Origin of the sequence: Pseudohongiella sp. SYSU M77423 (assembly GCF_029911965.1) — a bacterium.
Lineage (GTDB): Bacteria > Pseudomonadota > Gammaproteobacteria > Pseudomonadales > Pseudohongiellaceae > Pseudohongiella.
Genome location: NZ_JARYTH010000005.1, coordinates 149,066 through 172,364 on the forward strand (window position 1 = coordinate 149,066; position 23,299 = coordinate 172,364).

Consider the following 23,299-nt stretch of genomic DNA (forward strand, 5'->3'; position numbering starts at 1 on the left):
TTACCTGAGTTTTAAAGTTGCCAGTCCGAACAGAACCAGCATGACTGTGATAATCCAGAACCGCACGATGACCCTCGGCTCTGGCCAGCCTTTCAATTCAAAATGGTGATGAATAGGCGCCATCCGGAACAGGCGTTTTCCGGTCATTTTGTAGGAAGCTACCTGCAGAATGACGGACACCGTTTCCATGACAAATATGCCGCCCATGATGAACAGAATGATCTCATGGCGCGCGATGACAGCCACGATGCCCAGTGCAGCGCCCAGCGCCAGAGCACCCACGTCACCCATAAACACCTGCGCAGGGTAGGTGTTGAACCAGAGGAATCCCAGACCGGCACCCAACAGCGCTCCGCAGAAGATGACCAGCTCACCAGAACCGGCAATGAACGGAATATGAAGATAAACAGAGAATTCCGCATGACCCGCAAGATAGGCAATAATGCCCAGCGCGCCACCAACCATCACAGTCGGCAGAATCGCCAGTCCATCCAGACCGTCAGTCAGGTTGACAGCATTGCTGGAACCGACGATTACAAAATAAGTGATGACGACATACAGCAGGCCTACGTCTATCGCGACATCCTTGAAGAACGGGACGATGTAGGCTGTCTGGACCGGGTCAGTGGCATTCAGATACAAATACAGCGCAGCACCCAGGCCAGCTACCGATTGCCAGAAATACTTCCACTTGGCAGGCAGACCGCGCGAATTTTTGCGGATGACTTTTCTATAGTCATCGACCCAGCCAATGGCACCAAACATCAGGGTTACTGCCATCACGACCCAGACGTAATGATTGCGCAGATCTGCCCACATTAATGTGCTGAAGGCTATGCCAACCAGAATCAGCGCGCCGCCCATGGTCGGCGTGCCAGCCTTGCTGAAATGGCTCTCTGGCCCATCAGTGCGCACCACCTGGCCAATCTGGTAACGGTTCAGCCGGCGGATCATTGCGGGCCCTACCAGAAGCGACACGATAAGCGCTGTGAGTATTCCCATGATGCCGCGCACTGTGATGTACTGCACCACTGCGAAGCCACTGTTGTACTGCATAAGATATTCGGCTAACAGTACCAGCATCAGTGCGGTCCTCCTGTTGTCAGCTGTGCCACAACGGCGTCCATCCCTGCGCTTCTGGAACCTTTCACCAGCACCACCATATCGTTGGCCATCGCCTCACGAGCGTAGACACAAAGCGATTCCTGACTGTCAAAATGATGCGCACCGTCCCCGAATGCCTGCGTCGCCAGACTACTGAAGGCACCAACAGTCCATACCTGATTGACGCCACGCTCACGGGCATAACTACCGATCTCTGAATGCAGCATTTCTGCCTTGTCACCGAGTTCCGCCATGTCACCCATGATCACTACAGCCCGCCGCTGACTGGCATGACAAACATCTGCCAATACGTCGATGGCGGCTTTGAACGACGATGGACTGGCGTTGTAGGAATCATCCAGCAGACGAGCTCCCTGTACACCCATCAGTGGATAGAGTCGACCTGGCACGGGTTTGACGCATGCCAGTGTTTCTGCGACTTTTTCCAGACTGGCGCCGGCCTCCACCGCAAGCGCAGCAGCTGCAACTGCGTTTGCAACAATATGTCGACCCGGCATGGGTATGAAGCAATCCACCCATCCCCTGGGCGTAGTGAGCGTATAGCGTGATCCGTCGGCATCAGCCTGAATATTGAGCGCCTGATAATCAACCTTGGTTTTTTGCGGCTTGGCTATTGAAAACAGGCGAACCTGACGACCCGCCGCAATAGCGCGATCATGCCAAGCCTCACAATTATCATCGTCAGCGTTGAGTATCACGGTGTGCGTTGACTTGCCGGAATCAATAATTTCACCCTTGGCCCGCACCACACCCTGCAGACTGCCGAAGCCCTCCAGATGTGTCTCAGCGGCGTTATTGATCAGCACAATGTGCGGATCAGTGATACGGGCTGTCCACGCGATCTCGCCAGCTGCATTGGCACCCAGCTCAATCACAGCTCGATCATGTGCCTTTTCCAGTCGCAGCAAAGTCAGAGGAGCGCCTATCATGTTGTTCAGGTTTCCCTGAGTGACCAGCACATTGAACTCAGTCTTCAGAATTGCTCCGGTGAATTCCTTGACACTGGTCTTGCCCTGACTACCGGTCAATGCAATCACGGTAGCACCGGACTTCTGTCTGTTCAGGCTGCCGATGAAACCCAGCGCTTTCTCCGTGTTGTCGACCAGCAGTTGCGGCAGGTCAATGCTCTGTCTGGTCGATACAACCACTGCGACAGCGCCGCGATCGACAGCCTGCGGAATGAATCGGTGACCATCAAAACTTGCCCCGGCCAAGGCAATGAACAGCTCTCCTGTTTTCAGGGTACGCGAGTCTGTGCTGACGGCAGTGAAACTGACGTCTTCACCAATCAATTGGGCATCCATCTGCGTGGCGATGTCTGATAACCGAATGCTGCCAATCATGGCTGATTACCTTTAGTGTCTGTTGAATGCTGTGCGCGCTTCTGCAGGGCCAGTCGTACTTGCGCGGCATCACTGAACGCCATGCGCTGGCCTGCCACATCCTGATAACATTCGTGACCTTTACCCGCGATCAATACCAGATCACCAGGTTTGGCCAGGGTAATTGCCAGGCTGATTGCTTTGGCCCTGTCCCGCTCGACACGAACACTATCCGGGTCAGAAAAGCCCAACATGATCTGTCGCACGATGTCGTCTGCATTTTCATTTCTGGGATTGTCATCAGTGACGATGATCTCGTCCGCCAACTCATCCGCCACTTCAGCCATCAGCGGACGCTTACCCTGATCACGATTGCCACCACAACCAAAAACACACCAGATCCGTCCATTAGCATGCTGACGCATCGCCTCCAGGGCGGACTTCAGGCCGTCCGGCGTATGTGCGTAATCCACTACTGCAGAAACGCCTGCGGCACTGCCAATCAGCTCCATCCTTCCGTTCACTGGCTTCAAGGCTGCCACCTGCGCGGCCACCTGCTCCAGCGTGAATTCGCCTGACGCTGTCATCACCACCGTCAGTGCCGCCAGCACATTACTGAAGTTGAATGCACCCAGCAGGCTGCCGGAAATCTGAGTGCTGCCCCATGGAGTATAAACGCGGGCAACATAACCCTGAGCCGTAAAAGTCAGCGTCTCAGCGTAGACATCGGCGTGTCGATTTCCCAGGCTGTAAGTGATACATCGAGCCTGTCGTGGCATTGCGTTAAGCATCATCACCGCGTAGCTGTCATCCATGTTGACTACGCCGGCCTGCAAGCCTTCATACTCGAACAGTCGGCGCTTGGCCTCAGCGTATGCCTGCATACTGCCGTGATAATCCAGGTGGTCACGGGTAAGATTGGTAAACAGCGCGACGCGGAAAGATACACCTGTCACTCGATACTGGTGCAGGCCCTGCGATGAGACCTCCATCGCCACAAATCGGGCATTGGAACTGGCAAGATCAGCCAGCGCTGATTGCAGTGCAATCGCGTCCGGTGTTGTGTAACCGGTGTCGTTCAGCTTCGGATACACACCAAAACCAAGAGTGCCAACAACACCACAGCTGGCGTTAAGGCCCGTCAGAATCTGAGCTATAAACTGCGTACAGCTGGTTTTTCCATTGGTGCCGGTGACACCAACAACGGTGTACTTATCCGACGGATATCCATAAAAGCGCGCCGCCAGGCGGCCGAGCTGATAGCGCAGGCAGTCGATGGCGATGACTGGCACACCATCGATAGTCTGAATACCCTGCCACTCGCCTCCAGCGTCGGCCAGTACGGCAACAGCACCGCGATCGATAGCCACCGGGATGTAGTCACGTGCATCGTGATTCTTGCCAAACAGGGCGACAAAAATGTGGCCTGGCTGGACGGCACGACTATCCTGAGTCAAGCCTTCCACATTGATCGACGCGAATGGAGCAAGCAGCGTTTCGTATGCTGGCAGCGTATCGCCGACCAGTTCACCCAGTGTTATCGATTTCATTGATTTCTGTAGAGTATTCATGACATCACCTGGCCGTCAGCGTCATGACATTGGATGAATCAATTTTGTCTGGACTTACTTCAAGAATTCTCATGGCGCCATTAGCGATGCGCGCAAAGACCGGCGCAGCCACCTGGCTACCGTAGCGTTGTGCACCCTGCGGTTCATTGATGATGATGACAACCACAATGCGCGGATCATCTGCTGGCACATAACCGGCAAACATCGAATTGTGCAGACTGGCATCGTAACCATTGGGCCCGACGACTCTGGCGGTACCTGTTTTACCGGCTACAGAGTAGAACGGTACAAGCGAGCTGTCAGAGCCACTGACTTCCGGGTCGACAACCGAGCGCAGCATGTCCTGAACCTGAGCGATCACATTGCGATCGATGACCTGCTGCCCGGCAATGGCTCCATCAACGTTATTGCCGTCTTTTAATACGGTAACCGGTCGCCGGACGCCGTCATTGGCAATAACCGAATATGCCTGCGCCAGTTGCAGTGCGGATGTGGAGATGCCGTAGCCGAATGACAGCGTGGCGACCTCTATGTCGTGCCAAATACGATGATCGGGCATCACACCCACGCGCTCACCGGGGAAGCCGCTGGCAGGGCTTTCGCCAAATCCGACACGCAGTAACACATCACGCAGCGGTTCATGGCCAAGCGCCAGTGCGATTTTGGCCGATGCGATATTGCTGGACTTGACCAGCATTTCTTCCAGTGTAATCTCACCAAAATTAAGACCACGGTCTTCCACCCAGTCGCGCCCTACACGCATGCGACCCGGGCTGGTATTGATCAGGGTGTTGCGGTCATACAGACCGGACTCCACCGCGGCCACAGCGGTAAATGTTTTCAGGGTCGATCCCGGTTCAAACAAATCCGTCACAGCACGGTTGCGCAAGGCGCCAAAATCCGTGATGGCGCCACGATTGTGTGGGTTGAATGACGGCTGATTGACCATGGCCAGAATTTCACCATTGCGGGCATCCAGAACAACTGCAGAAGCAGAACGCGCACGTCGGTAAATGTATTCCGCTTTGAGCTCACGATAGGCAAGATTCTGAAGTCGAAAATCCAGGCTGAGCTGCAATGTCTTTCCAGGCTGCGCCGGCTCGATTGTATTCAGCTCACTGATGATGCGGCCACGACGATCCTTGATCACCTGCCTGCGGCCAGGCACACCCTTGAGCCAGTCATCGTAGGCCAGCTCAATACCTTCCTGGCCGATATCATCAATATTACTGAATCCCAGGACATGAGCCGTGACCTCGCCCTGCGGATAGTAGCGCTGATACTCCTGTCTTGCGTAGACACCCGGAAGGTCCAGCGCCAGCACGGCCTCCGCCTCTGCTGGCGGCATTCGCCGGCGAACGTACATGAACTCACGCTCTGCATTGTCCATTACGGTAGCGACAAGGCTTTCTGCATCCATGCCGACCGCTTCTGCCAGACGACGAATATCAGCTTCATCCGGGGAAAGTTCGCGCGGATTGGCCCAGATAGTGGATACCGGCGTGCTGATGGCAAGAGGCTCGCCGTTGCGATCGACGATCATGCCGCGGTGCGCGAGAATCGGCTCGGTGCGGATAGTACGGGCGTCGCCCTGCCCCTGCAGGAAATCGCCGTCCACCAGCAAAAGCGTGAACAACTTCCATACTACAGCCAGCATGGCGACAGCCAGCGCTATCCAGACCAGCCAGATGCGCCAGGATTGAGTGATGCTTTTTTGTTCCGGATTACTCATCGTCCACCTCATTTAGCGAACGATCCTGAACAACCACGATCTGTGACCAGTCAGGCACCTTCATGCCCAACTGCTCCACGGCCACCTGCTCGATACGACTTTCCAGCGCGAAGGTACTTTGCTCGATCAGCAACTGACCCCACTCCACATCAAGCTGGTTGTAGAGATCACGCTCCTCCTGCAATGCAAAGAAGACGGTCCGGGATTCAAACGTGTAGACAACAACCGCCAGCGCCGTCAACAAAACCGCAGTCGCCAGCCCCATCACCAGCAGATTGGCAGGCACAAACAGTCCCAGCCAGCGTTGCACTGGTGTAACCTTTCCTTGCCGGTTTGCTGTTTGTTGGTTTGCTGTTGTCATGACATCGTGTCTTTTATTTGGATTTCCTGTCTGTTTTTTTGTTTTAGTCGAGACGCTCCGCAACTCGCAAAACAGCACTGCGGGCACGAGGATTAGCCTCGATCTCCCGGGCTGTCGGTTTGACCGCACCCCCCACTTTCTTGAGTGTAGGGTTTAAAGCGGACTGCGGTATTGGCAAACCGCGCGGGTAGTCATCGCCCTTGCTTTGCTTGTTTATAAACTGCTTTACCAACCGATCTTCCAGCGAGTGGAAACTGATGATTGCAAGCCGACCACCAGGACGAAGCATTGCCACCGCCTTCTCCAGCAGTAACTGCAATGACTCCAGCTCGCGATTGATATAGATCCGGATACCCTGAAAGGCGCGGGTCGCCGGATGCTTATGCTTTTCCCAGGCCGGATTGGCTTTCTTCACAATTTCTGCCAGCTGCAGCGTTCGCGTTATAGGCGCCAGGTCGCGCTGTTCAACGATGGCTCTGGCAATTCGCCGCGAATATCGCTCCTCGCCAAACTGATACATCACGTTGGCGATATCTTCCATTGGCGCTCGTGCCAGCCATTGCGCTGCGCTTTCTCCTTCATTCGGGTTCATGCGCATGTCTAGCGGACCATCCTGCATAAAGCTGAACCCGCGCTCGGCGTCATCCAGCTGTGGGGACGACACACCCAGGTCCAGCAGGATTCCGGCCACATCTCCCTTCATGCCATATTCGCTGACCCAGTCATCCATGTCAGAAAAAGTGCCCTGCCGGATGACAAAACGGGCGTCACTGGCAGCGAGATCCCTGCCGACCTCAATCGCTCGTGGATCTTTATCGATACCCAGTAATCGCCCGTTTTCATTAAGTCGTTCTAGAATCAGCCGCGAATGACCGCCACGCCCGAAAGTACCATCTACATAAAATCCGGCGCAGTCTGTCACCAGTGCATCCACTGCCGGATGCAACAACACGGTTTCATGTACCTGCGCTGCAGTCATAGCACACCGCTCAGACATCATGTCCACCACACCAATCAGAGTGACAGACTAAGTAATTCCGACGGCAGCTCATCCTGTCCGGTATCACCGGAGAACCAGCTGTCCGCCTGCTCGTTCCAACGTTCTTCGCTCCAGATCTCAAACTTCATGCCCTGGCCGACCAGCGCCACATGCTTATCCAGCTGCGCCCGGGCACGTAAAATCTGCGGTAGCAAAATCCGTCCACTACCATCCATTTCCACATCGTGGGCGTGACCAATCAGCATGCGCTGAACCTGCCGACTGGCACGATCAAAGCTGGAGAGGCCCTCAACTTTCTGCTGAATGACATCCCACTCATCAATGGGATACAGCAGCAGGCATTGACCCGAGAAATCCACAGTCGCCACCAGTCGGCCGGCGTACTTGTCAGACAATAGTTCGCGGTAGCGCGCTGGCATTGCCATACGCCCTTTAGCATCCAGGTTGATTGTATTCACACCTCTGAACACGCCGCTCGCTCCTGCCAGTCAGATCAGTCTAACGATCCAGGACCTGCAAAATTCCCCACTGAACTACACTTTGACCCACTAAACTCCACATTGCGACACTATATGCACACAAATAGCCCAGCGCAAGCACTATTTGTACTTTTTGGCGGCTAGAAGCGCCTGAAATTTCAAGGAAAAATGGCTCGAAGCTGAAGTGGGAGAACAAGTCTCAGCAAAAGAAACTTATTATCAAAAAGCTATAAAATTAACTTAAAGTAGATTGTGAGGAAGGCGTGTAACCAGGAGTTCCAAAAGTCAGCCAGAATTGGCCTTGGCCGGCATCTGCAGCCGCCCTACAGTGCTGTAGAGCGGCCGCAAAAGCGGAAAAACAAACGAGTCAGCCGATAAGCCGGGTTCTGTCGGGGACAGTCATTCATCTGGGATCAGTATCACTACTGACCTCAAGCAGCCTACCCGAACCCAGTGCGAGCCACACCATTGGGTTCCTATTTGGCCTTGCTCCGAACGGGGTTTGCCGTGCCACGAACTGTTACCAGTCGCGCGGTGCGCTCTTACCGCACCCTTTCACCCTTACCGGCTCGACACCGAAGTGACGTACCGGCGGTCTACTCTCTGCTGCACTTTCCGTGGGCTTTCACCCCCCAGGCGTTACCTGGCGTTCTGCTCTGCGGAGCCCGGACTTTCCTCCACCGGCGGCCTCTGCGATCGATTGCACGATTGCAAAAGCGGATGACGGCAGCGACTGTCTGGCCAACTCGCAGCGCAGCTTAAGTGAGTCCCCTGGCAAACTCAAGCGGAATTAAAGGCTGAACCGCAATATGCATGTCATGGCCTTCGCGCCTCCCGCATGGCAAACTGAAATTCCAGGGGATGATCTTCGAGCACTGGCATGAACGACAGGGATATCCAGACACCCAAAACGACAGGACGGACCACCCGCCGGTGGCTAATCCTATTGTCAGGCACTTTACTGCCAGTTATTGCCGCCGGCGCTGTAATCCATCAATACCAGACTGAAATCGCCAACACCTTGCTGGACAGAGCGCTTCGCAACCAGCCGGCGCGCATCACTGAAATGTCCGGACTGAACGCTGACACACAACACGCCACAATCGATAGCATCAGCGTGGTGCTGAGCGAGCCCGCAATAGAACTGACTCTCAATCAGGTTGAGCTGAGCTACAGCTGGGCCAGCCTGCTTGCGCGCCGGGTCGAGGCTGTCAGAATCGATGACATCCGGGCTACGCTTTTGCAAGGCGAAGACAGCCTGACTGAAGGCACCCTGCAAACCGGCCGCGTTAGTGTCGACTGTGCACGCACTGGCATCTGTCAAGTCGTTGCCGACGGTGGCGGCTCGGTCAATATCGAGATTCTACTGCCGGGCTCACCAGATCCGACCCCTCTGCAGTTCGACTGGACACAACCGATACGGGCAGGCTGGGTCAGCGCCAGCCAATTCACTGCCTCGCTTTCGCTGCAGGCCGACTCCCTGGCATTGCCCTCACTGCCATTGCAATCGATGCCGGTTCAGCTTGATCTGGCCCTTTCCCGATCCGGCGAGGAACTGCGGATTGATGCAAGCGCCCATCTGCCGGCCGACCGAAGCCTGCAGATAAATGCCAGCCACGAAATAAGCACTGGCAGAGGTAACGGCCAATTCACGTCGGATGGTTTTGTTTTCACCGAACTGTTTCCCCTGTCCGCTCTCGTTTCGCTGCCAGACGAAACCGATATCATTGCCGGCCAGCTCGCAGTACAGGCTCAGTTAACATGGCTCCGCCCGGCTGGAGACGAATTTGAACTACAGGGCCCGATCGATGTTCAGGCACAAAATCTCAGCGGTTATTTTGACGATACCGTGTTCACCCGGCTGGGCGTTTACATGAAGGCAGAGCTGCTGCCTGACTGGCAGCTGCGCACCCGCGAGCTTGGTTCCGCAGCCCTTACCGCCGTTGATCCCGGTATTGAACTGGAGTATCTAAGCACCCGTTTTACGCTGGATACACGCAATACCAGCGTGCAGTTGATACGCCCCCAGGCCACGGTTTTTGACGGCATCGTCAGCGCTGAGCAGATCAACTGGCAGCCGGACACGCCTGAGCACTTCGAGATCCAGCTGCAGCAAATCGATGTCGCCCGGATACTGGGCCTGAGTGCCTATCAACAGGTTCAGGCGACAGGCCGCCTGGATGGCAGCCTTCCAGTTGAACTGCTTAATACGACCGCTGTTATCAATGGCGGAAAGGTCACTTCAGTTCCGCCTGGCGGCTCCATTCGCTATCAGGGCGGGCGATTCGGCGGCAGCAACCAGAATATGGAGCTGGTCAACCAGGCCTTGCAGCGTTACGACTACAGCTCGCTGGATGCCACCATCAACTATACTGCAACCGGCGATCTGAATCTGGACATTGGCCTGCAGGGCATCAGCCCGTTGCTCAACAACGGCCAACGTATTAATCTGAACCTGACCATAGCGGATAATGTTCCTGAACTATTACGCAGCCTGCAGGCTGGACGTTCCGTTCAGGATGCGCTAAGCGATCATCTGCAACGGAGGTAAATCTGAACATGGATATCAGCGCGATTACACGCCAGCTCGGCAATTTCCGGATGAGCCTGCTGATTGCGGGCACCGTATTGGGCGTGCCCGTGGCATGCACTCCGACAGTTCAGGTCGCTGCGCCCACAGAGCCGATCACGATAAACCTGAATGTCCGCATTGAACATGAGGTACGCGTGCGGGTTGATCGCGAACTCGATGATATTTTTTCCGAAGACAGCGATCTGTTCTGATAACTGCAGCTGCTGATCACACGTCTTTACTGGAGCCACAAATATGTATGCACGCCGACATTTGAAAATACTTGTGAAGCTGATACTGATGAGCTGTCTGCTAGCTGTAGGCAGCATCGCCAGCGCACAGACACTGGACCAGGCTAAAGCCGACGGTCTGATTGGCGAAAAAAGCGATGGTTATATCGGCTTTGTCGCCGAGCGCGTGTCGCCCGAACTGGTCTCGCTGGTTGAAAACGTCAATCGGCAACGGCGCGAACGTTACGAGCAAATCGCGCAACAGAACAACATTAGTGTCAATGAAGTCGCGCAGCTCGCGTACGCGCGCGCGGTACAGGCGACACGGCCCGGTCATTATGTCGAAGATGCGAATGGGCAATGGGTGAAAAAGCCATAAGCAGGGTGCTAGCCCTGCTGCGATTCAGCAGCCATGGACAGACCCGCCTGATACAGCGCATTCTTTTTGGCTCCGGTGATTTCAGATGCCAGGGCAGCCGCCTGCTTGAGCGGTAACTCCCGCGCAAGTATTCCCAATACCCGCTGCGCGTTCCCGTCCACTTCTGCAGCTTCAGGCCTGGGAGCTCCATGCACAATGACAACAAACTCGCCTTTGCGTTGATTATCATCATCGGCCAGCCAGTCACACAGATTCGCCAGTGAATCACCGTGCACGGTCTCCCAGGTTTTGGTCAGCTCTCTGCAGATCACCGCCTGGCGATCACCCCCAAACGCGCCAGCCATATCGTTGATGGATGCCTGAATGCGGTGGGGCGACTCATAAAACACCAGCGTGCGAGCTTCGTCAGCCAGAGCACCAAAGTATTTTTGTCGCGCGCCAGACTTGGCCGGAGCAAACCCCTCAAATACAAATCGATCACTGGGTGCGCCTGCCACGCTCAATGCAGCAATCAGCGCGCTTGCCCCGGGAATCGGCACCACAGCGATACCGCGCTCCCGGCAGCGCATCACCAGCCCGTAACCAGGATCGGAAATCAGCGGCGTGCCAGCATCCGAGATCAGCGCGATAGACTGCCCTTCTACCAGTCTCTGCAACAGCGCAGCCTCCTGCCTTTCATTGCTGAAATCATGATAGGCGACCATACGGGTGGAAACTCCCAGGTGTTGCAACAGGCGGGCACTATGGCGGGTGTCTTCAGCGGCAATAACATCCACGCCCTGCAGTACGCTTATCGCCCGCTGGCTTATGTCCTGCAGATTGCCTATGGGTGTTGCAACGACGTACAGTGTCGATTTGGCAACTGCCGAAGCATTTGCGTTTTCCATGGCAACTCCTGACTTTTGAGAAGGCGTTATGTCGCATCCGGCATCAGCGCCTGCTATGATTATTTACGCCTAGATATAACGCGTTATTCGAGACACTAGCGACTAAATTTTCTGAACGCCTATCATAGCAGCCCGCATTTATGACCGTCACTGTCCGCACACTTTTACCCCACCGCCCCCTTCTGATCATCTCGCTCGGAATTCTGGCTGCCTGTGCATCAGATCCGATCTCCGACAATACGTGGCCGGAACAGACTGTCACGGAAACGTCCATGCCAGCTGCAGTGGGAGAGCTGGACATCATTCTGCAACAGGCAGCACAGACAGACGGACCAGAAGCTCAGATCCTGTTAATGGAGGCTGCCGCCGACGCGCTCGACAACGGTGACAGCGAAGTTGCAGCGCAATTGCTGGAAGCTGTTGACACTCGACCGTTGTCCGGACAATTGCAAGCTCGCCAGTTGCTGCTGCAAGCACGCCTGGCGCTTGCCAGAAACGATACAGCAACGGCTGCCCGGTTGCTTGAACAGCAGCAGGATGTCAGTCAACTGCCAACTGACACGCGCATCGCCTTCATGCGCGGTCGAGCCGATCTCTACCTGGCTCTGAACCAGTACCTGGCGGCCGCCAGGGAGTTGACCCGTGTCGCGCCGATGCTGCCCGCTTCAGAACAGGGTGAGAACATCGACAGCATCTGGCAGATACTGTCAGCCGCACCCGAGGAAAGCCTCAACGCTCAGCGCAATATTATCGACTCCTACGAGCTGCGCGGCTGGATCGATCTGGTCACAGTCGTAAACGCGCGTGAGGACAATATTGAGGAACAGGTCGAAGCCGTCAATCGCTGGCAGGCGCGCTGGACCCAGCACCGCGCCGCCGGCCGCCTGCCTGAGTCCCTGGCCTATACAGTGCAGTTAATCCGTGACAAACCGCAGCGTATCGCCCTGATGGTACCGCTGGCCGAGGCTGCCGGTCAGGCGGTCGCAGAGGGCTTTCTGGCCGCGTATTACGAGGCTGTGGCCCAGCAGCAACAGGTCCCCGATGTCACAGTGATTGACACCAGTGGAGTCGTTGACGTGCTGCCTCTGTACCAGCAGGCAGTTGAAGCCAGCGTGGATCTGGTGGTCGGCCCGTTGCGCAAAGAGTCAGTGCGACAACTGCAGCAGCAGGCCTCGCTCCAGATCCCGACACTGGCACTAAATTATGGTGATGAGGGTGTCATCAATCCCGCTGGCTTCTATCAGTTCGGCCTGGCACCCGAAGATGAAATCAGACAGATCGCCAGACTGGCCGCCATGGCCGGCCATCAATCAGCCGCCCTGCTCACCCCTGCCGGGCCCGAGTACCAGCGTTTCCGGGAGTTCTTTACGCTGCAGTGGCAACAACAGAATGGACGCGTGACCAGCTCTGCCACTTATGGTGGACCTGGCTCCTACTCAGACACCATAAGACAGCTTTTGAACATAGATGCCAGCGAGGCGCGCGCAGAAAGATTGCTGAGTGTGTTGCCAAGGCAGGACATGGAGTTCATCCCCCGCCGGCGCCAGGACACAGACTTCATTTTTATGCAGGGCAACCCCAGCGAGGGTCGACAGCTTAAATCCACCCTTGGTTTTCATTTCGCTGGCGACCTTCCGGTGTTTGCGATGCCATCAATCTTCAATGGCGAGTTCAACGCCGTTGCCAACCGGGACCTCAATGATGTCATCTTCATCGATGCACCATGGATGCTGGGCACGGCTGACCCGGCCCATCGACAGGCTCAACAGACCTGGCCAGGTGCGCCGGCTGCTGTGCAGCGACTGCGCGCCATGGGAGTTGATGCATTCAGACTGCACGCGCGCACCGGCCAGCTCGCCAATTTTCCAGAAACCCGCATTCAGGGCGTAACCGGAATGCTCCACATGAGAGCTGATGGCAGTATCGCGCGCGACCTGGTCGTCGCACAATTCGACGACAACGTTCCGCAGATCATACCTGCCGAGCAACTAATGGAGTAAGCGCCCGGAGCAGCGCCAATCAATACTGGAGGACATGGATGTCAGCCACAAGAAATAATGTTATTAAGCCTGCAGACCGCCGTCAGGCTGGTCACCAACTGGAATCTCTCGCCGCCAGCTGGCTTGATCAGCAAGGCCTGCAACTCGTCCAACAGAATTTTTATTGCCGGGTTGGAGAAATCGACCTGATCATGATGGATGAGGGCACAGTGGTGTTCATCGAAGTCCGCTTCCGCAGCCGCACCAGCTTCGTTGATCCGATAAGCAGTATCAATCGAAAGAAGCAGCAACGTATCATTAAAACTGCCCTGTATTATCTGCAACGAAATAAGATAAGCAATTCAGCAAGATGCAGGATCGATGTGCTGGGCATCTCGTCCGCTTCCGCCGGCAACTATCAGTTTGAATGGATTAAAAACGCAATCCAGACGTAATTTACTTCAAGAACCAATTTTCTTGTTGCGTGAGACTCACCTTGAAAGCACATTCCGGTAGAATGCTCAGGACGGCCATCAGACTTAACATCAGAACCATCGACGCCGGGTATTATCAATGAGTTTGCAGCTACGCATCCAACAGCACTTCCAACAGGGTACCGACAAACTGCGCGAAGCCCACGATATGCTGGCCAACCCGATTGCCGAGGCGGCCGAGGCGCTGGCAGGTGCATTACTGCAGGGTGGCCGCATACTGGCTTGCGGCAACGGCGGCGGCGCTGCACTGTCGCAGTATTTTGTACAGGCACTGGTCAGCCGGTTTATCCGCGAGCGGCCAGGCCTGCCTGCCATCTGTCTGAGCGCCAATGCGACACAGTTGACCGGGCTGTACCAAAACCACGATTCGGCATCGGTTTACGCGCAACAGATTCGGACTCTCTCGCAGCCACTGGATGTCCTGGTGATATTTGGTGGCGATGCCGAGGCAGCCAACCTGAGAGAGGCCATCACTGCAGCCAACGACCGGAGTTTGACCGTCATACTGCTGAGTGGTGAGCAGAGCGCTGGACTGGCCGAAGTGTTAAACTCTGAGTCGTACGAAATACGGGCACCGTCCAGACACTCACACCGGTGTTTCGAGATTCAGGTACTTATTTGCCATTGCCTTTGCGACTTGATCGATATTCAGATATTTGGAGATGAACTGTGAGCCTTAAACATTTTGCATGCATGGGCCTGATACTGAGCATGATGTCCTGTACAACCATTCTGACGCAAACCACGGGAGACCAGGGACTGCAGGAAGATCCGTATCTGCGGACCGCCGGCACCATCGTTGAAGACGAATCGATTGAGACCAAGGTAGCGGTCAATATGCGATCCCAGGAACCACAGTTCCGTGATGCCAGCTTTGACGTCACAAGTCACAACGGCGTTGTGCTGCTGGTTGGTCAGGTCCAGTCCGAGGCGCTAAAAGAGCAGGCCGCCCGCATCGCCGCCGATGCCAGCGTGCACGTTCGCAGAGTTCACAACGAACTGGAAGTAGCTGGCAGCCGCAGCATGCTGGCGCGAGGCAATGATTCCTGGCTGGCTACCAAGGTGCGCACGCAGCTGGTTGCCAACGACGATGTGAATGCCAACCGGATTCGAGTGGTCGCCAATAACGGCACGATTTATCTGATGGGCATTGTTGATCGCTCAGAAGGAGACCGCGCCGCCAGCCTCACTCGCAGTGTAGGTGGTGTTCAGCGCGTGGTGACGGTATTCGAATACCTGTAAACAGCTAATCTAAAGGCTTACTTGACGACCCGCAGTGATGGGCGCTTACCCTCTGATTTGGGTGCGCCGGCGGGTTTGGCTTTGCCGGCTTTACCAGAGTCATCCGATACTGGCGCATCAGGTGGCGGCGGCGATGGAACCTCAGTCTCGAATACCATGCCCTGGCCATTTTCTCTGGCATAAATACCCATAATCGCACTAACGGGCACATATACTGGCGTCGGAATACCTGCGAAGCGGCCGTTAAAGTCCACTGCGTCATTGTTCATCTGCAGGGCATGAACCGCAGCTGGAGAAATATTCAGGACGATCTGGCCATCTTTTACATACTCCTGCGGCACCTGCACATGCTCAGCGTAGGCGTTCACAACGATGTATGGTGTACATTCGTTTTCCAGTATCCATTCGTACAAGGCGCGTAACAGATACGGACGACTGGAAGTCATGGCCATAAACGGACCTATACCATCTCTTTTTCCTGATCCGACAAGCTGCTTCGTATCGAATCCCGTGAGAACAGACGAGCGCGATATTCCAACAGCGGCTGGACAGCCTTGTGGCTGCCAAGATCCACACCCAGCGACGGAAGCCGCCACAGAATCGGCGCGACACAGCAGTCCACGATGGTGAATTCGTCACTCATGAAAAAGGGCTTTTCCGAGAAGATTGGAGCGATGGAAATCAGGCTTTCACGCAGTTCCTTGCGCATTTTTTCCTGTTGCGCAGCGGTACCCTTGCCCACTGACAGCTCGTCCACCACCGCACACCAGTCGCGCTGGATGCGATACATCCAGAGGCGGCTTTGGGCACGTGCAACTGGATAGACCGGAAACAGAGGCGGGTGCGGGAAGCGTTCATCAAGATATTCCATCATGATGTTCGCCTCATACAGCACCAGATCCCGGTCTACCAGCGTGGGCAGGCTGTTGTACGGATTCAGGGAAGACAGGTCTTCAGGCGGGTTGGCTGGATCCACGCTGATTGTCTCAACGGTGACACCTTTCTCCGCCAGCACGATTCTCACTCGATGACTGTATTGACTGTTGCCATCAGAATAAAACGTCATGGAAGAGCGCTTAGCTACAACACCCATAAATTGCTTCCTCAAATAATACCGTCAGCCTGCACACGTGTGCATGGGCTTTTAGTGAATACGTCTCCAGTATTCACGGTTCAATAGCACAACCAGGATGAACAGCAATGCCAGGAATCCCAGTACATAGACACCGATGGCCTGACGCTTCAGACGCACTGGTTCGCCGATGTAATACAGGAAGTTCACCAGGTCATGTATCACGGTATCAAACTCTTCAGGCGTCAGCTCACCGGTTCCTTCGACATGAGCCAGTTCGCACTGATCGGGTGACTCCGCATTATTCGTGCAGATTACGTCACCCTGCAGGCTGTGAAGCACATTGGGCATACCAACGTTAGCAAACACCTTATTGTTGACACCATATACACGCGCCTCATCCTCGTAGAACGAGCGCATGTAGGTGTAGAGCCACTCCGGGCTGCGCACGCGGGCGATCAGCGTCAGGTCTGGTGGCGTTTTGCCAAACCAGTTGTTGCTGCGGTCCGCGGGCATGGCGTTTTCCATCAGATCACCGATAGCGGCATCACCGAAGATCAGGTGATCCATTACGAGATTGTTGGGTACATTCAGGTCAGTCGCTGTACGCTCGTAACGCGCGTACTGCAGCGAATGACAGGAATGGCAGTAGTTCATGTAGGTTTTCCAGCCGTTTTGAAGCGATGCTTCATCACGCAGGTCCAGCTCGATCTCATCAAGATGAACGTTGGAGGACTCGGCACCCACAGCTTTCAGTGGCACAACAACCAGCAACGCCAGCAGAGCCAGGGTGATGACCAGCTGCTTGTTGCTGATCCAGCGCCCTGTGACACGCTGCGGCTCAGGGAACACCTGCTCCTTCTTCGTATACCAGGGCATCAGGAAGAAGAACAGGAAGTACAGCACTGTGCAGAACTGAGCCAGGGCAATTCGCGCAGGGCTTGTACCCAGCGTACCGAGATAACCCAGAATCAGGAAGCTGGAGATGAAAATCAGCAACGCAATTCGGCTGTACCAGCCCTTGTAGCGGATTGACTTCACCGGGCTCCTGTCCAGCCATGGCAGCACAAACAGAATGGCGATCGCACCAAACATTACGATCATGCCCCAGAACTTCGCGTCAATGCCAAACAGAGGCACTGTCACTGCGCGCAGCATGGAGTAGAAAGGTGTGAAGTACCACACTGGCGGCACGTGTTCAGGTGTAACCAGCGGGTTTGCTTCCTGGAAGTTTGGCGGCTCAAGGAAGTAGCCACCCATCTCCGGAGCAAAGAAGATGATTGCACAGAACACGAAGAAGAAGACGGTAATACCGACCAGATCGTGGACCGTGTAGTACGGGTGGAAAGGCACGCCGTCAACAGGAATGCCGTTGGCATCCTTGTTCTTCTTGATTTCGATACCGTCTGGGTTGTTGGATCCCACTTCGTGCAGAGCCAGCAGGTGCAGTACAACCAGCGCGATCAGGACGATCGGCAGTGCGACCACGTGCAGAGCAAAGAATCGGTTAAGTGTCGCACCGGAAATCAGGAAGTCACCACGAACCCATACAAGCAGATCTTCACCGATGACCGGAATAGCGCCTACCAGGGATACAATCACGTTGGCACCCCAGTAGGACATCTGACCCCAGGGCAGAACATAGCCCATGAAGCCTTCCATCATCAGAATCAGGTAGATGGCCATGCCAAATACCCAGATCAGCTCTCGCGGCTTTTTGTAGGAGCCGTACATCAGACCGCGGAACATGTGCAGATAGACCACAATAAAGAATGCGGACGCACCTGTGGAGTGGATATAGCGGATCAACCAGCCAAATTCCACATCACGCATGATGTATTCGACGGACGCGAATGCGCCTTCAGCACTATTGGTATAGTGCATGGTCAGGAATATACCGGACACCAGCTGGATAACCAGCACGACCAGTGACAGGACACCAAAGAAATACCAGAAGTTGAAGTTCTTCGGTGCGTAGTACTTGCTCATGTGCTTTTCCCACGCGGTCATGATCGGCAGACGATCATTAGTCCAGTCGCGCAGGCCTACGAGTGAGGACACAATCCAGCCTTGTTTCTTCGTATCGCTCATTATGCACCCACCTCGTCTTCACCAATCACAAGAACAGTATCTGATTCGTAGTAGTAAGGCGGCACTTCCATATTACGGGATGCGGGAGAGCCGACATAAACACGTCCGGCCAGATCGAACTTCGAGCCATGGCAGGGACAGTAAAAACCACCCTTCCAGTTTTCTTCAAATGGCTGAGCACGAATCTCCAGACGAGGCGTTGGAGAACAGAACAGGTGCGGGCACAGACCGATCAGCACCAGAATCTCTGGTTCGCGCGAACGGTATGCATTCTGCGCATACTCGGGCTGTTCTGGCTGAGAAGAATCTGGATCCTGCAGATCATCAGCAATAGTCGGAAGCGCTTCCAGCGCCGCCTGCGTTCGACGGACCACGAATATAGGTCGTCCGCGCCATGCCGGGATAGGACCAAGGATACCACCCTCTTCTATCTGGCTGATATCAACCCGAACCGGGGCACCCGCTGCGCGCGCTTTGGCGCTGGGATTCCAGGAACCGACGAAGGGCACTACCGCGCCTACGACACCGGCTGCGCCCACAACCGAGGTTGACCCCAATAAAAACCGTCTGCGGCCAGAATCAGTACCGTCTTCACTCACCGTGTATTCTCCTGAGCTTTGTCGTCTATCAAAAAAGAATCAAGACCGCAGCACGACTGTTATAAGCCATGTCACGGACGAAATCTGCAAAATGCTGCTGCGCTTGTCTGGGCTCGCCTTTGTTATCAGATCGTGAGGCAATCTGTATTTATGAGTCGGAAGTGGCGCAAACCGGCAAACGGGCTGAATGGTAGTTAATTTGGCGACTTTTTTCAAGCGCCCGATCACCCAATACACAGTTAAGCACTTGAATAAAATACAGAAATTTATTTTCCACCAGGCGAAAAAAAAGCGCCTGTCGCGAGACAGAGCGCTTTTTTGATTCTAACGCCTCCCAACTCGTAGTCGGCGAAGAAAAATAACGATTAACGCTTGGAGTACTGAGGACGCTTACGCGCCTTGCGCAGACCCACTTTCTTACGTTCAACGGCACGCGCGTCTCGTGTAACGAAACCTGCTTTACGCAGCGGCGAACGGAGCTCTTCGTCATAGGCAATCAATGCACGGGTCAGGCCGTGGCGAATAGCGCCTGCCTGGCCGAAGCTGCCACCACCATTGACAGTCACTTTGATGTCAAACTGGTTGTCGAGCTCCAGCAGTTGCAGGGGCTGCTTGACAATCATTCGTGCCACTTCGCGGCCAAAGAATGTGTCCAGTGAACGGTTGTTGACCGTGATCTCACCGCTTCCTTTGCTGATAAATACGCGCGCGGTTGCGGTTTTGCGTCTGCCGGTGCCGTAGTATTGAGTCGTTGCCATGGGGATTCCGTGAACCTCTTAAAATTCTTACAGTTGCAGAGCCTGCGGCTGCTGCGCCGCATGTGGATGCTCGTTACCGGCATACACTTTCAGCTTTTTAAACATTGCTCGACCCAGCGGAGTGCGGGGCAGCATGCCTTTTACGGCCAGCTTCAGCACTTTCTCAGGTGAACGGTCGATCAGCTTCTCGAAGCTGAAAGATTTCAGACCACCCGGGTAGCCGGTGTGATGGTGGTACATCTTGTTGGCAGATTTCCTGCCTGTCACACTGACCTTCTCAGCGTTAACCACCACGACAAAGTCGCCGGTATCCACGTGAGGCGTGTATTCAGGCTTGTGCTTGCCGCGCAAACGGGTTGCGATCTCTGCCGCCAGACGACCTAGCGTCTGGCCTTCTGCATCTACCAGCAGCCAGTTGTGTTCAACATTTTGTGGTTTGGCACTAAAAGTCTTCATGTAACATCACCGAAAAGGGCATATTCTTCAGGGAGCGCGAATACTACCGAAGAGCCTATTAAACATCAAGTATTTTATGGAGTATTTCTTTCCAACAGATCAGGGGCGATGTTCGCGGGCCAGATACTCCTCGGACTGCATCTCTAACAGGCGACTGCGGGTGCGCTCAAATACAAAGGCCAGCTCCTGGCCAACATACAAATCACGCAATGGCACTTCTGCCGAGATGATCAATTTTACATGGCGATCATACAGCTCATCGACCAGACTGACAAATCTTCTTGCCACATCATCACTGGCCACCCCCATCTGCGGAACATCCGCGAGCACCACTGCATGATAGATCTTGGCCAGCTCTATATAGTCAAATGCGCTGCGAGCACCGGCACAAAGCCTGTCGAAGTCAAACCAGATCACATCTTCGGCTACCCTGCGCGCACGCACCGGTCGACCCAGAACATCAATATCAACATCGCTCAACACCTCTTCATGACCAGTACAGAGCCTATTGAAACCGTCATCCAGCGCTGTATCAGCCTTTTCTCCCAACGGCGAGAAATACAGACATGCCTGTTTCAGGGCGCGCAGGCGATAATCAACCCCGCCATCCAGCTCTATAATCTGCGTATGCCTGTGAAGCAGTGCAATGGCAGGCAGAAACCGGTCGCGCTGCAATCCATTGGCATACAGACCATCAGGATGGATGTTTGAAGTAGCCACCAGCACAACTCCGCGCTCAAACAGATGTTCCAGCAGCCGACCCAGAATCATGGCATCACCGATATCCGAGACAAAAAACTCATCGAAGCAGAGAACCCGGGTGCTTTCCGCCAGATCCTCAGCCACCCGCTCGAGCGGATTCTTCTGATGCTTCAGCGCAGCAAGCCGTGTGTGCACCTGCTGCATGAACCGGTGGAAATGAGTGCGCTGCTTGTCAGCGAACGGCAGGCTTTCATAAAACAGATCCATGATGTAGGTTTTGCCGCGCCCTACGCCGCCATAAAAGTAGATGCCCTTGACTGGCTCCTGTGATGCAGCCCTGAACCACTGCATAGGGTTCACCCAGCGCCCCAGACCATTGGACTGCCCGCCCGCCAGCAATTGTTTATATAGCCGCTCTACCGCCTCGATGGCTGCGGCCTGCGCAACGTCCGGCTGCAGCAGGCCAGATTTTAGGTCATTCTGATAGCGCTGCTGCGGCGACGCTGTTGGCGCAGAAATCCCCGACACTGGTACGCCGCTCATAGACTGTTCTCTCCTGACGTTAAGCCGGGCATTCTAAGCGAATGCCTGTTTGTAGACAAAGGCAGCACGGAGGCAGGCAACACAGAACGATTGCATCGTGATAGAATCGCCATGACTGAACGAACATCCTTATATTCAAAAAAGCAATATGTATATGTTTTTATATAGCTATACATGCTTTAAAAGTTTCATTATTGTATCGCCGTTAAGCGAAGGTGGATCCGTATGTTGTGGTTGACAGGCATCGCGTGTCTGGCAGTTGGTCTGGTAGCCGGACTGCTTGTTGGTAAAAAAGTACAGACCGGCAGCCCGACGCGAATTGCTGAACTAGAAGCACAGATTCAGGAATTGCAGCGCAGCCACGCCGATTATCGCGAGCACGTCAGCAGTCACTTCGATACAACGGCAGAACTCGTGCAACAGATGACAGAAAGTTATCGCGATGTGTATCAGCATCTGGCCACCGGCGCTCAACAGCTTTGCACCGAAGATGTTGCCAGCAAATTGCTGCCGGCAGGTGAGCAGACGATGTTTGTCAGCGATGCTGACCAGAACGATACACTGGAGCCGCCGAAGGATTACGCGCCCAAGAAGTCGCCTGGCCCTGGCGCTCTGTCTGAGGAGTTCGGGCTGGACAGAAACACGTCTCGCGCAGAGGAGTGAATCGCAGCGGCCATCAGGCCACGGCGACCTCCCCATCATCGTAAGCAAAGCACTCCAAATTCAATGAGCAAATATGCTGCCTCCTGGCCATGGCCGGGAGCCCGCGGCTTGCGGCAACCTAGAACCTGAACTTATGGCTGACTACAACCTGACACACCTCAAGCAACTGGAAGCCGAGAGCATCCATATCATTCGCGAAGTCGCAGCGGAATTCAGTAATCCGGTCATGCTTTACTCCATTGGCAAGGATTCCTCGGTCATGCTGCACCTGGCGCTTAAGGCGTTCTATCCTGGCAGACTGCCGTTCCCGTTGATGCATGTAGACACAACCTGGAAGTTCCGGGAGATGATCGAGTTTCGCGATACCCAGATGAAGAAGCTGGGTCTGGACCTGATCGTACACACCAACCAGGAAGGCGTTGCGGCAGGCATCGGACCGTTTACTCACGGCAGCGAAAAACACACCGATGTCATGAAAACACAGGCCCTGCGCCAGGCACTGGACAAACACAAGTTTGATGCCGCTTTTGGTGGCGGCCGCCGCGATGAAGAAAAGTCCCGCGCCAAAGAGCGTGTATTTTCCTTCCGCGACAAGAACCATCGCTGGGACCCCAAGAACCAGCGTCCGGAGCTCTGGAACACGTACAATGGCAAGGTCAACAAGGGTGAAAGCATTCGAGTTTTTCCGCTGTCAAACTGGACCGAGCTTGATATCTGGCAGTACATCTACCTGAACAACATCGACATCGTGCCTTTGTATTTCGCCAAGAAGCGGCCCATCGTCAACATCGACGGGGTGGATATCATGGTCGATGACGACCGTATGCCAATTCCCGAGGGTCAGAAAATTCAGGAGAAAATGGTGCGGTTCCGGACCCTGGGCTGCTACCCGCTCACAGGTGCCGTTGAATCCAAGGCCACCACTCTGCCCGAGATCATCCAGGAAATGCTGTTAACAACCAGCTCCGAACGCCAGGGCCGCTTGATCGACTCGGATCAGGCAGGGTCCATGGAAGAGAAAAAGCGCAAGGGGTATTTCTGA

Annotated in this window: 24 protein-coding genes, 1 other RNA gene and 1 pseudogene; 9 read left to right on the forward strand and 17 right to left on the reverse strand. The window is 54.8% G+C overall.

From position 1 onward, the window contains the following. The 8 genes from mraY to rnpB form a co-directional block, all read right to left on the reverse strand. Positions 1–1,083, reverse strand: a complete 1,083-nt coding sequence (gene mraY, locus QGM61_RS12145) for a phospho-N-acetylmuramoyl-pentapeptide-transferase (protein ID WP_237134828.1) — start codon at positions 1,081–1,083, stop codon at positions 1–3. After that, positions 1,083–2,468, reverse strand: coding sequence for a UDP-N-acetylmuramoyl-tripeptide--D-alanyl-D-alanine ligase (locus tag QGM61_RS12150; RefSeq protein ID WP_281133157.1), 1,386 nt, complete (start codon positions 2,466–2,468; stop codon positions 1,083–1,085). The genes mraY and QGM61_RS12150 overlap by 1 nt, the downstream gene beginning before the upstream one ends. Continuing rightward, positions 2,465–4,018 (reverse strand): UDP-N-acetylmuramoyl-L-alanyl-D-glutamate--2,6-diaminopimelate ligase, encoded by a 1,554-nt coding sequence (locus QGM61_RS12155; RefSeq protein WP_281133158.1) that lies wholly within the window; start codon positions 4,016–4,018, stop codon positions 2,465–2,467. The genes QGM61_RS12150 and QGM61_RS12155 overlap by 4 nt, the downstream gene beginning before the upstream one ends. A 4-nt stretch (positions 4,019–4,022) precedes the next feature. After that, on the reverse strand, positions 4,023–5,750 hold the full coding sequence (locus tag QGM61_RS12160) for a peptidoglycan D,D-transpeptidase FtsI family protein (RefSeq protein WP_237134831.1): 1,728 nt from the start codon (positions 5,748–5,750) through the stop codon (positions 4,023–4,025). After that, positions 5,743–6,111 (reverse strand): cell division protein FtsL, encoded by a 369-nt coding sequence (ftsL, locus tag QGM61_RS12165; RefSeq protein WP_281133159.1) that lies wholly within the window; start codon positions 6,109–6,111, stop codon positions 5,743–5,745. The genes QGM61_RS12160 and ftsL overlap by 8 nt, the downstream gene beginning before the upstream one ends. 43 nt (positions 6,112–6,154) lie before the next feature. Next, positions 6,155–7,090, reverse strand: coding sequence for a 16S rRNA (cytosine(1402)-N(4))-methyltransferase RsmH (gene rsmH / locus QGM61_RS12170; RefSeq protein ID WP_281133160.1), 936 nt, complete (start codon positions 7,088–7,090; stop codon positions 6,155–6,157). 35 nt (positions 7,091–7,125) lie between these two features. After that, positions 7,126–7,569 (reverse strand): division/cell wall cluster transcriptional repressor MraZ, encoded by a 444-nt coding sequence (gene mraZ, locus QGM61_RS12175; RefSeq protein WP_317622188.1) that lies wholly within the window; start codon positions 7,567–7,569, stop codon positions 7,126–7,128. 380 nt (positions 7,570–7,949) lie between these two features. Next, an RNA gene (gene rnpB / locus QGM61_RS12180) (RNase P RNA component class A) lies at positions 7,950–8,339 on the reverse strand. A 197-nt stretch (positions 8,340–8,536) separates the two neighbouring features. Here rnpB and QGM61_RS12185 point away from each other — a divergent pair. From QGM61_RS12185 to QGM61_RS12195, 3 genes are all read left to right on the forward strand, one after another. Further along, positions 8,537–10,141, forward strand: coding sequence for a YdbH domain-containing protein (locus tag QGM61_RS12185; RefSeq protein ID WP_281133161.1), 1,605 nt, complete (start codon positions 8,537–8,539; stop codon positions 10,139–10,141). Between the two features lie 50 nt (positions 10,142–10,191). Then, on the forward strand, positions 10,192–10,374 hold the full coding sequence (locus QGM61_RS12190) for a YnbE family lipoprotein (protein WP_237135000.1): 183 nt from the start codon (positions 10,192–10,194) through the stop codon (positions 10,372–10,374). A gap of 88 nt (positions 10,375–10,462) precedes the next feature. Then, positions 10,463–10,771, forward strand: coding sequence for a YdbL family protein (locus QGM61_RS12195; protein WP_237134836.1), 309 nt, complete (start codon positions 10,463–10,465; stop codon positions 10,769–10,771). Positions 10,772–10,779: 8 nt separating this feature from the next. Here QGM61_RS12195 and rsmI read toward each other — a convergent pair whose 3' ends face one another. Next, entirely contained in the window at positions 10,780–11,658 is an 879-nt protein-coding gene (rsmI, locus tag QGM61_RS12200) for a 16S rRNA (cytidine(1402)-2'-O)-methyltransferase (RefSeq protein ID WP_281133162.1), read from the reverse strand. A gap of 272 nt (positions 11,659–11,930) precedes the next feature. Here rsmI and QGM61_RS12205 point away from each other — a divergent pair, with 272 nt between their 5' ends. The 4 genes from QGM61_RS12205 (at position 11,931) to QGM61_RS12220 (ending at position 15,373) form a co-directional block, all read left to right on the forward strand. After that, positions 11,931–13,658: a penicillin-binding protein activator gene (locus QGM61_RS12205; protein ID WP_281133163.1), complete on the forward strand. Its 1,728-nt coding sequence runs from the start codon at positions 11,931–11,933 to the stop codon at positions 13,656–13,658. 38 nt (positions 13,659–13,696) lie between these two features. Then, complete coding sequence (locus QGM61_RS12210; protein ID WP_272907352.1) at positions 13,697–14,092, forward strand: YraN family protein; 396 nt, start codon at positions 13,697–13,699, stop codon at positions 14,090–14,092. 118 nt (positions 14,093–14,210) lie between these two features. Further along, on the forward strand, positions 14,211–14,804 hold the full coding sequence (locus QGM61_RS12215; RefSeq protein ID WP_281133164.1) for an SIS domain-containing protein: 594 nt from the start codon (positions 14,211–14,213) through the stop codon (positions 14,802–14,804). Next, complete coding sequence (locus tag QGM61_RS12220; protein WP_237134840.1) at positions 14,801–15,373, forward strand: BON domain-containing protein; 573 nt, start codon at positions 14,801–14,803, stop codon at positions 15,371–15,373. Before QGM61_RS12215 ends, QGM61_RS12220 begins: the two co-directional genes overlap by 4 nt. A 17-nt stretch (positions 15,374–15,390) precedes the next feature. Here QGM61_RS12220 and QGM61_RS12225 read toward each other — a convergent pair whose 3' ends face one another. From QGM61_RS12225 to zapE, 8 genes and pseudogenes are all read right to left on the reverse strand, one after another. Beyond that, entirely contained in the window at positions 15,391–15,819 is a 429-nt protein-coding gene (locus QGM61_RS12225; protein ID WP_237135002.1) for a ClpXP protease specificity-enhancing factor, read from the reverse strand. A gap of 14 nt (positions 15,820–15,833) precedes the next feature. Further along, positions 15,834–16,466 carry a glutathione S-transferase N-terminal domain-containing protein gene (locus QGM61_RS12230; protein WP_237134841.1) on the reverse strand — a complete coding sequence of 211 codons (633 nt, stop codon included), beginning with the start codon at positions 16,464–16,466 and terminating at the stop codon, positions 15,834–15,836. 51 nt (positions 16,467–16,517) lie between these two features. After that, positions 16,518–17,102 carry a cytochrome c1 gene (locus QGM61_RS15280; protein ID WP_411268297.1) on the reverse strand — a complete coding sequence of 195 codons (585 nt, stop codon included), beginning with the start codon at positions 17,100–17,102 and terminating at the stop codon, positions 16,518–16,520. 165 nt (positions 17,103–17,267) lie between these two features. After that, positions 17,268–18,455 (reverse strand): annotated as a pseudogene (locus QGM61_RS15285) (cytochrome b); the annotation flags it as partial. Between the two features lie 80 nt (positions 18,456–18,535). Then, on the reverse strand, positions 18,536–19,135 hold the full coding sequence (petA, locus tag QGM61_RS12240; RefSeq protein ID WP_237134842.1) for a ubiquinol-cytochrome c reductase iron-sulfur subunit: 600 nt from the start codon (positions 19,133–19,135) through the stop codon (positions 18,536–18,538). A gap of 365 nt (positions 19,136–19,500) precedes the next feature. Beyond that, positions 19,501–19,893, reverse strand: coding sequence for a 30S ribosomal protein S9 (gene rpsI / locus QGM61_RS12245; protein WP_237134843.1), 393 nt, complete (start codon positions 19,891–19,893; stop codon positions 19,501–19,503). A gap of 27 nt (positions 19,894–19,920) precedes the next feature. Then, positions 19,921–20,349: a 50S ribosomal protein L13 gene (gene rplM, locus QGM61_RS12250; RefSeq protein ID WP_237134844.1), complete on the reverse strand. Its 429-nt coding sequence runs from the start codon at positions 20,347–20,349 to the stop codon at positions 19,921–19,923. Between the two features lie 99 nt (positions 20,350–20,448). Beyond that, positions 20,449–21,594 carry a cell division protein ZapE gene (zapE, locus tag QGM61_RS12255; RefSeq protein WP_237134845.1) on the reverse strand — a complete coding sequence of 382 codons (1,146 nt, stop codon included), beginning with the start codon at positions 21,592–21,594 and terminating at the stop codon, positions 20,449–20,451. A gap of 225 nt (positions 21,595–21,819) precedes the next feature. On the opposite strand from zapE, the gene QGM61_RS12260 reads away from it, so the two are divergent. Both QGM61_RS12260 and cysD read left to right on the forward strand, forming a co-directional pair. Further along, positions 21,820–22,257, forward strand: coding sequence for a YhcB family protein (locus tag QGM61_RS12260; RefSeq protein WP_237134846.1), 438 nt, complete (start codon positions 21,820–21,822; stop codon positions 22,255–22,257). 133 nt (positions 22,258–22,390) lie between these two features. Continuing rightward, entirely contained in the window at positions 22,391–23,299 is a 909-nt protein-coding gene (gene cysD, locus QGM61_RS12265) for a sulfate adenylyltransferase subunit CysD (RefSeq protein ID WP_237134847.1), read from the forward strand.

What these genes read in the sequence shown, in the direction of transcription:
- rplM (WP_237134844.1), bottom strand. Translation starts at nt 20,349, where the DNA reads ATGAAGACTTTTAGTGCCAAACCACAAAATGTTGAACACAACTGGCTG.
- QGM61_RS12210 (WP_272907352.1), top strand. Translation starts at nt 13,697, where the DNA reads ATGTCAGCCACAAGAAATAATGTTATTAAGCCTGCAGACCGCCGTCAG.
- cysD (WP_237134847.1), top strand. Translation starts at nt 22,391, where the DNA reads ATGGCTGACTACAACCTGACACACCTCAAGCAACTGGAAGCCGAGAGC.
- QGM61_RS12215 (WP_281133164.1), top strand. Translation starts at nt 14,211, where the DNA reads ATGAGTTTGCAGCTACGCATCCAACAGCACTTCCAACAGGGTACCGAC.
- rsmI (WP_281133162.1), bottom strand. Translation starts at nt 11,658, where the DNA reads ATGGAAAACGCAAATGCTTCGGCAGTTGCCAAATCGACACTGTACGTC.
- QGM61_RS12195 (WP_237134836.1), top strand. Translation starts at nt 10,463, where the DNA reads ATGAGCTGTCTGCTAGCTGTAGGCAGCATCGCCAGCGCACAGACACTG.
- zapE (WP_237134845.1), bottom strand. Translation starts at nt 21,594, where the DNA reads ATGAGCGGCGTACCAGTGTCGGGGATTTCTGCGCCAACAGCGTCGCCG.
- rpsI (WP_237134843.1), bottom strand. Translation starts at nt 19,893, where the DNA reads ATGGCAACGACTCAATACTACGGCACCGGCAGACGCAAAACCGCAACC.
- QGM61_RS12205 (WP_281133163.1), top strand. Translation starts at nt 11,931, where the DNA reads ATGCCAGCTGCAGTGGGAGAGCTGGACATCATTCTGCAACAGGCAGCA.
- QGM61_RS12150 (WP_281133157.1), bottom strand. Translation starts at nt 2,468, where the DNA reads ATGATTGGCAGCATTCGGTTATCAGACATCGCCACGCAGATGGATGCC.
- QGM61_RS15280 (WP_411268297.1), bottom strand. Translation starts at nt 17,102, where the DNA reads ATGAACTACTGCCATTCCTGTCATTCGCTGCAGTACGCGCGTTACGAG.
- QGM61_RS12190 (WP_237135000.1), top strand. Translation starts at nt 10,192, where the DNA reads ATGAGCCTGCTGATTGCGGGCACCGTATTGGGCGTGCCCGTGGCATGC.
- ftsL (WP_281133159.1), bottom strand. Translation starts at nt 6,111, where the DNA reads ATGACAACAGCAAACCAACAAACAGCAAACCGGCAAGGAAAGGTTACA.
- QGM61_RS12230 (WP_237134841.1), bottom strand. Translation starts at nt 16,466, where the DNA reads ATGGGTGTTGTAGCTAAGCGCTCTTCCATGACGTTTTATTCTGATGGC.
- QGM61_RS12160 (WP_237134831.1), bottom strand. Translation starts at nt 5,750, where the DNA reads ATGAGTAATCCGGAACAAAAAAGCATCACTCAATCCTGGCGCATCTGG.
- rsmH (WP_281133160.1), bottom strand. Translation starts at nt 7,090, where the DNA reads ATGACTGCAGCGCAGGTACATGAAACCGTGTTGTTGCATCCGGCAGTG.
- QGM61_RS12155 (WP_281133158.1), bottom strand. Translation starts at nt 4,018, where the DNA reads ATGAATACTCTACAGAAATCAATGAAATCGATAACACTGGGTGAACTG.
- QGM61_RS12225 (WP_237135002.1), bottom strand. Translation starts at nt 15,819, where the DNA reads ATGACTTCCAGTCGTCCGTATCTGTTACGCGCCTTGTACGAATGGATA.
- mraY (WP_237134828.1), bottom strand. Translation starts at nt 1,083, where the DNA reads ATGCTGGTACTGTTAGCCGAATATCTTATGCAGTACAACAGTGGCTTC.
- QGM61_RS12260 (WP_237134846.1), top strand. Translation starts at nt 21,820, where the DNA reads ATGTTGTGGTTGACAGGCATCGCGTGTCTGGCAGTTGGTCTGGTAGCC.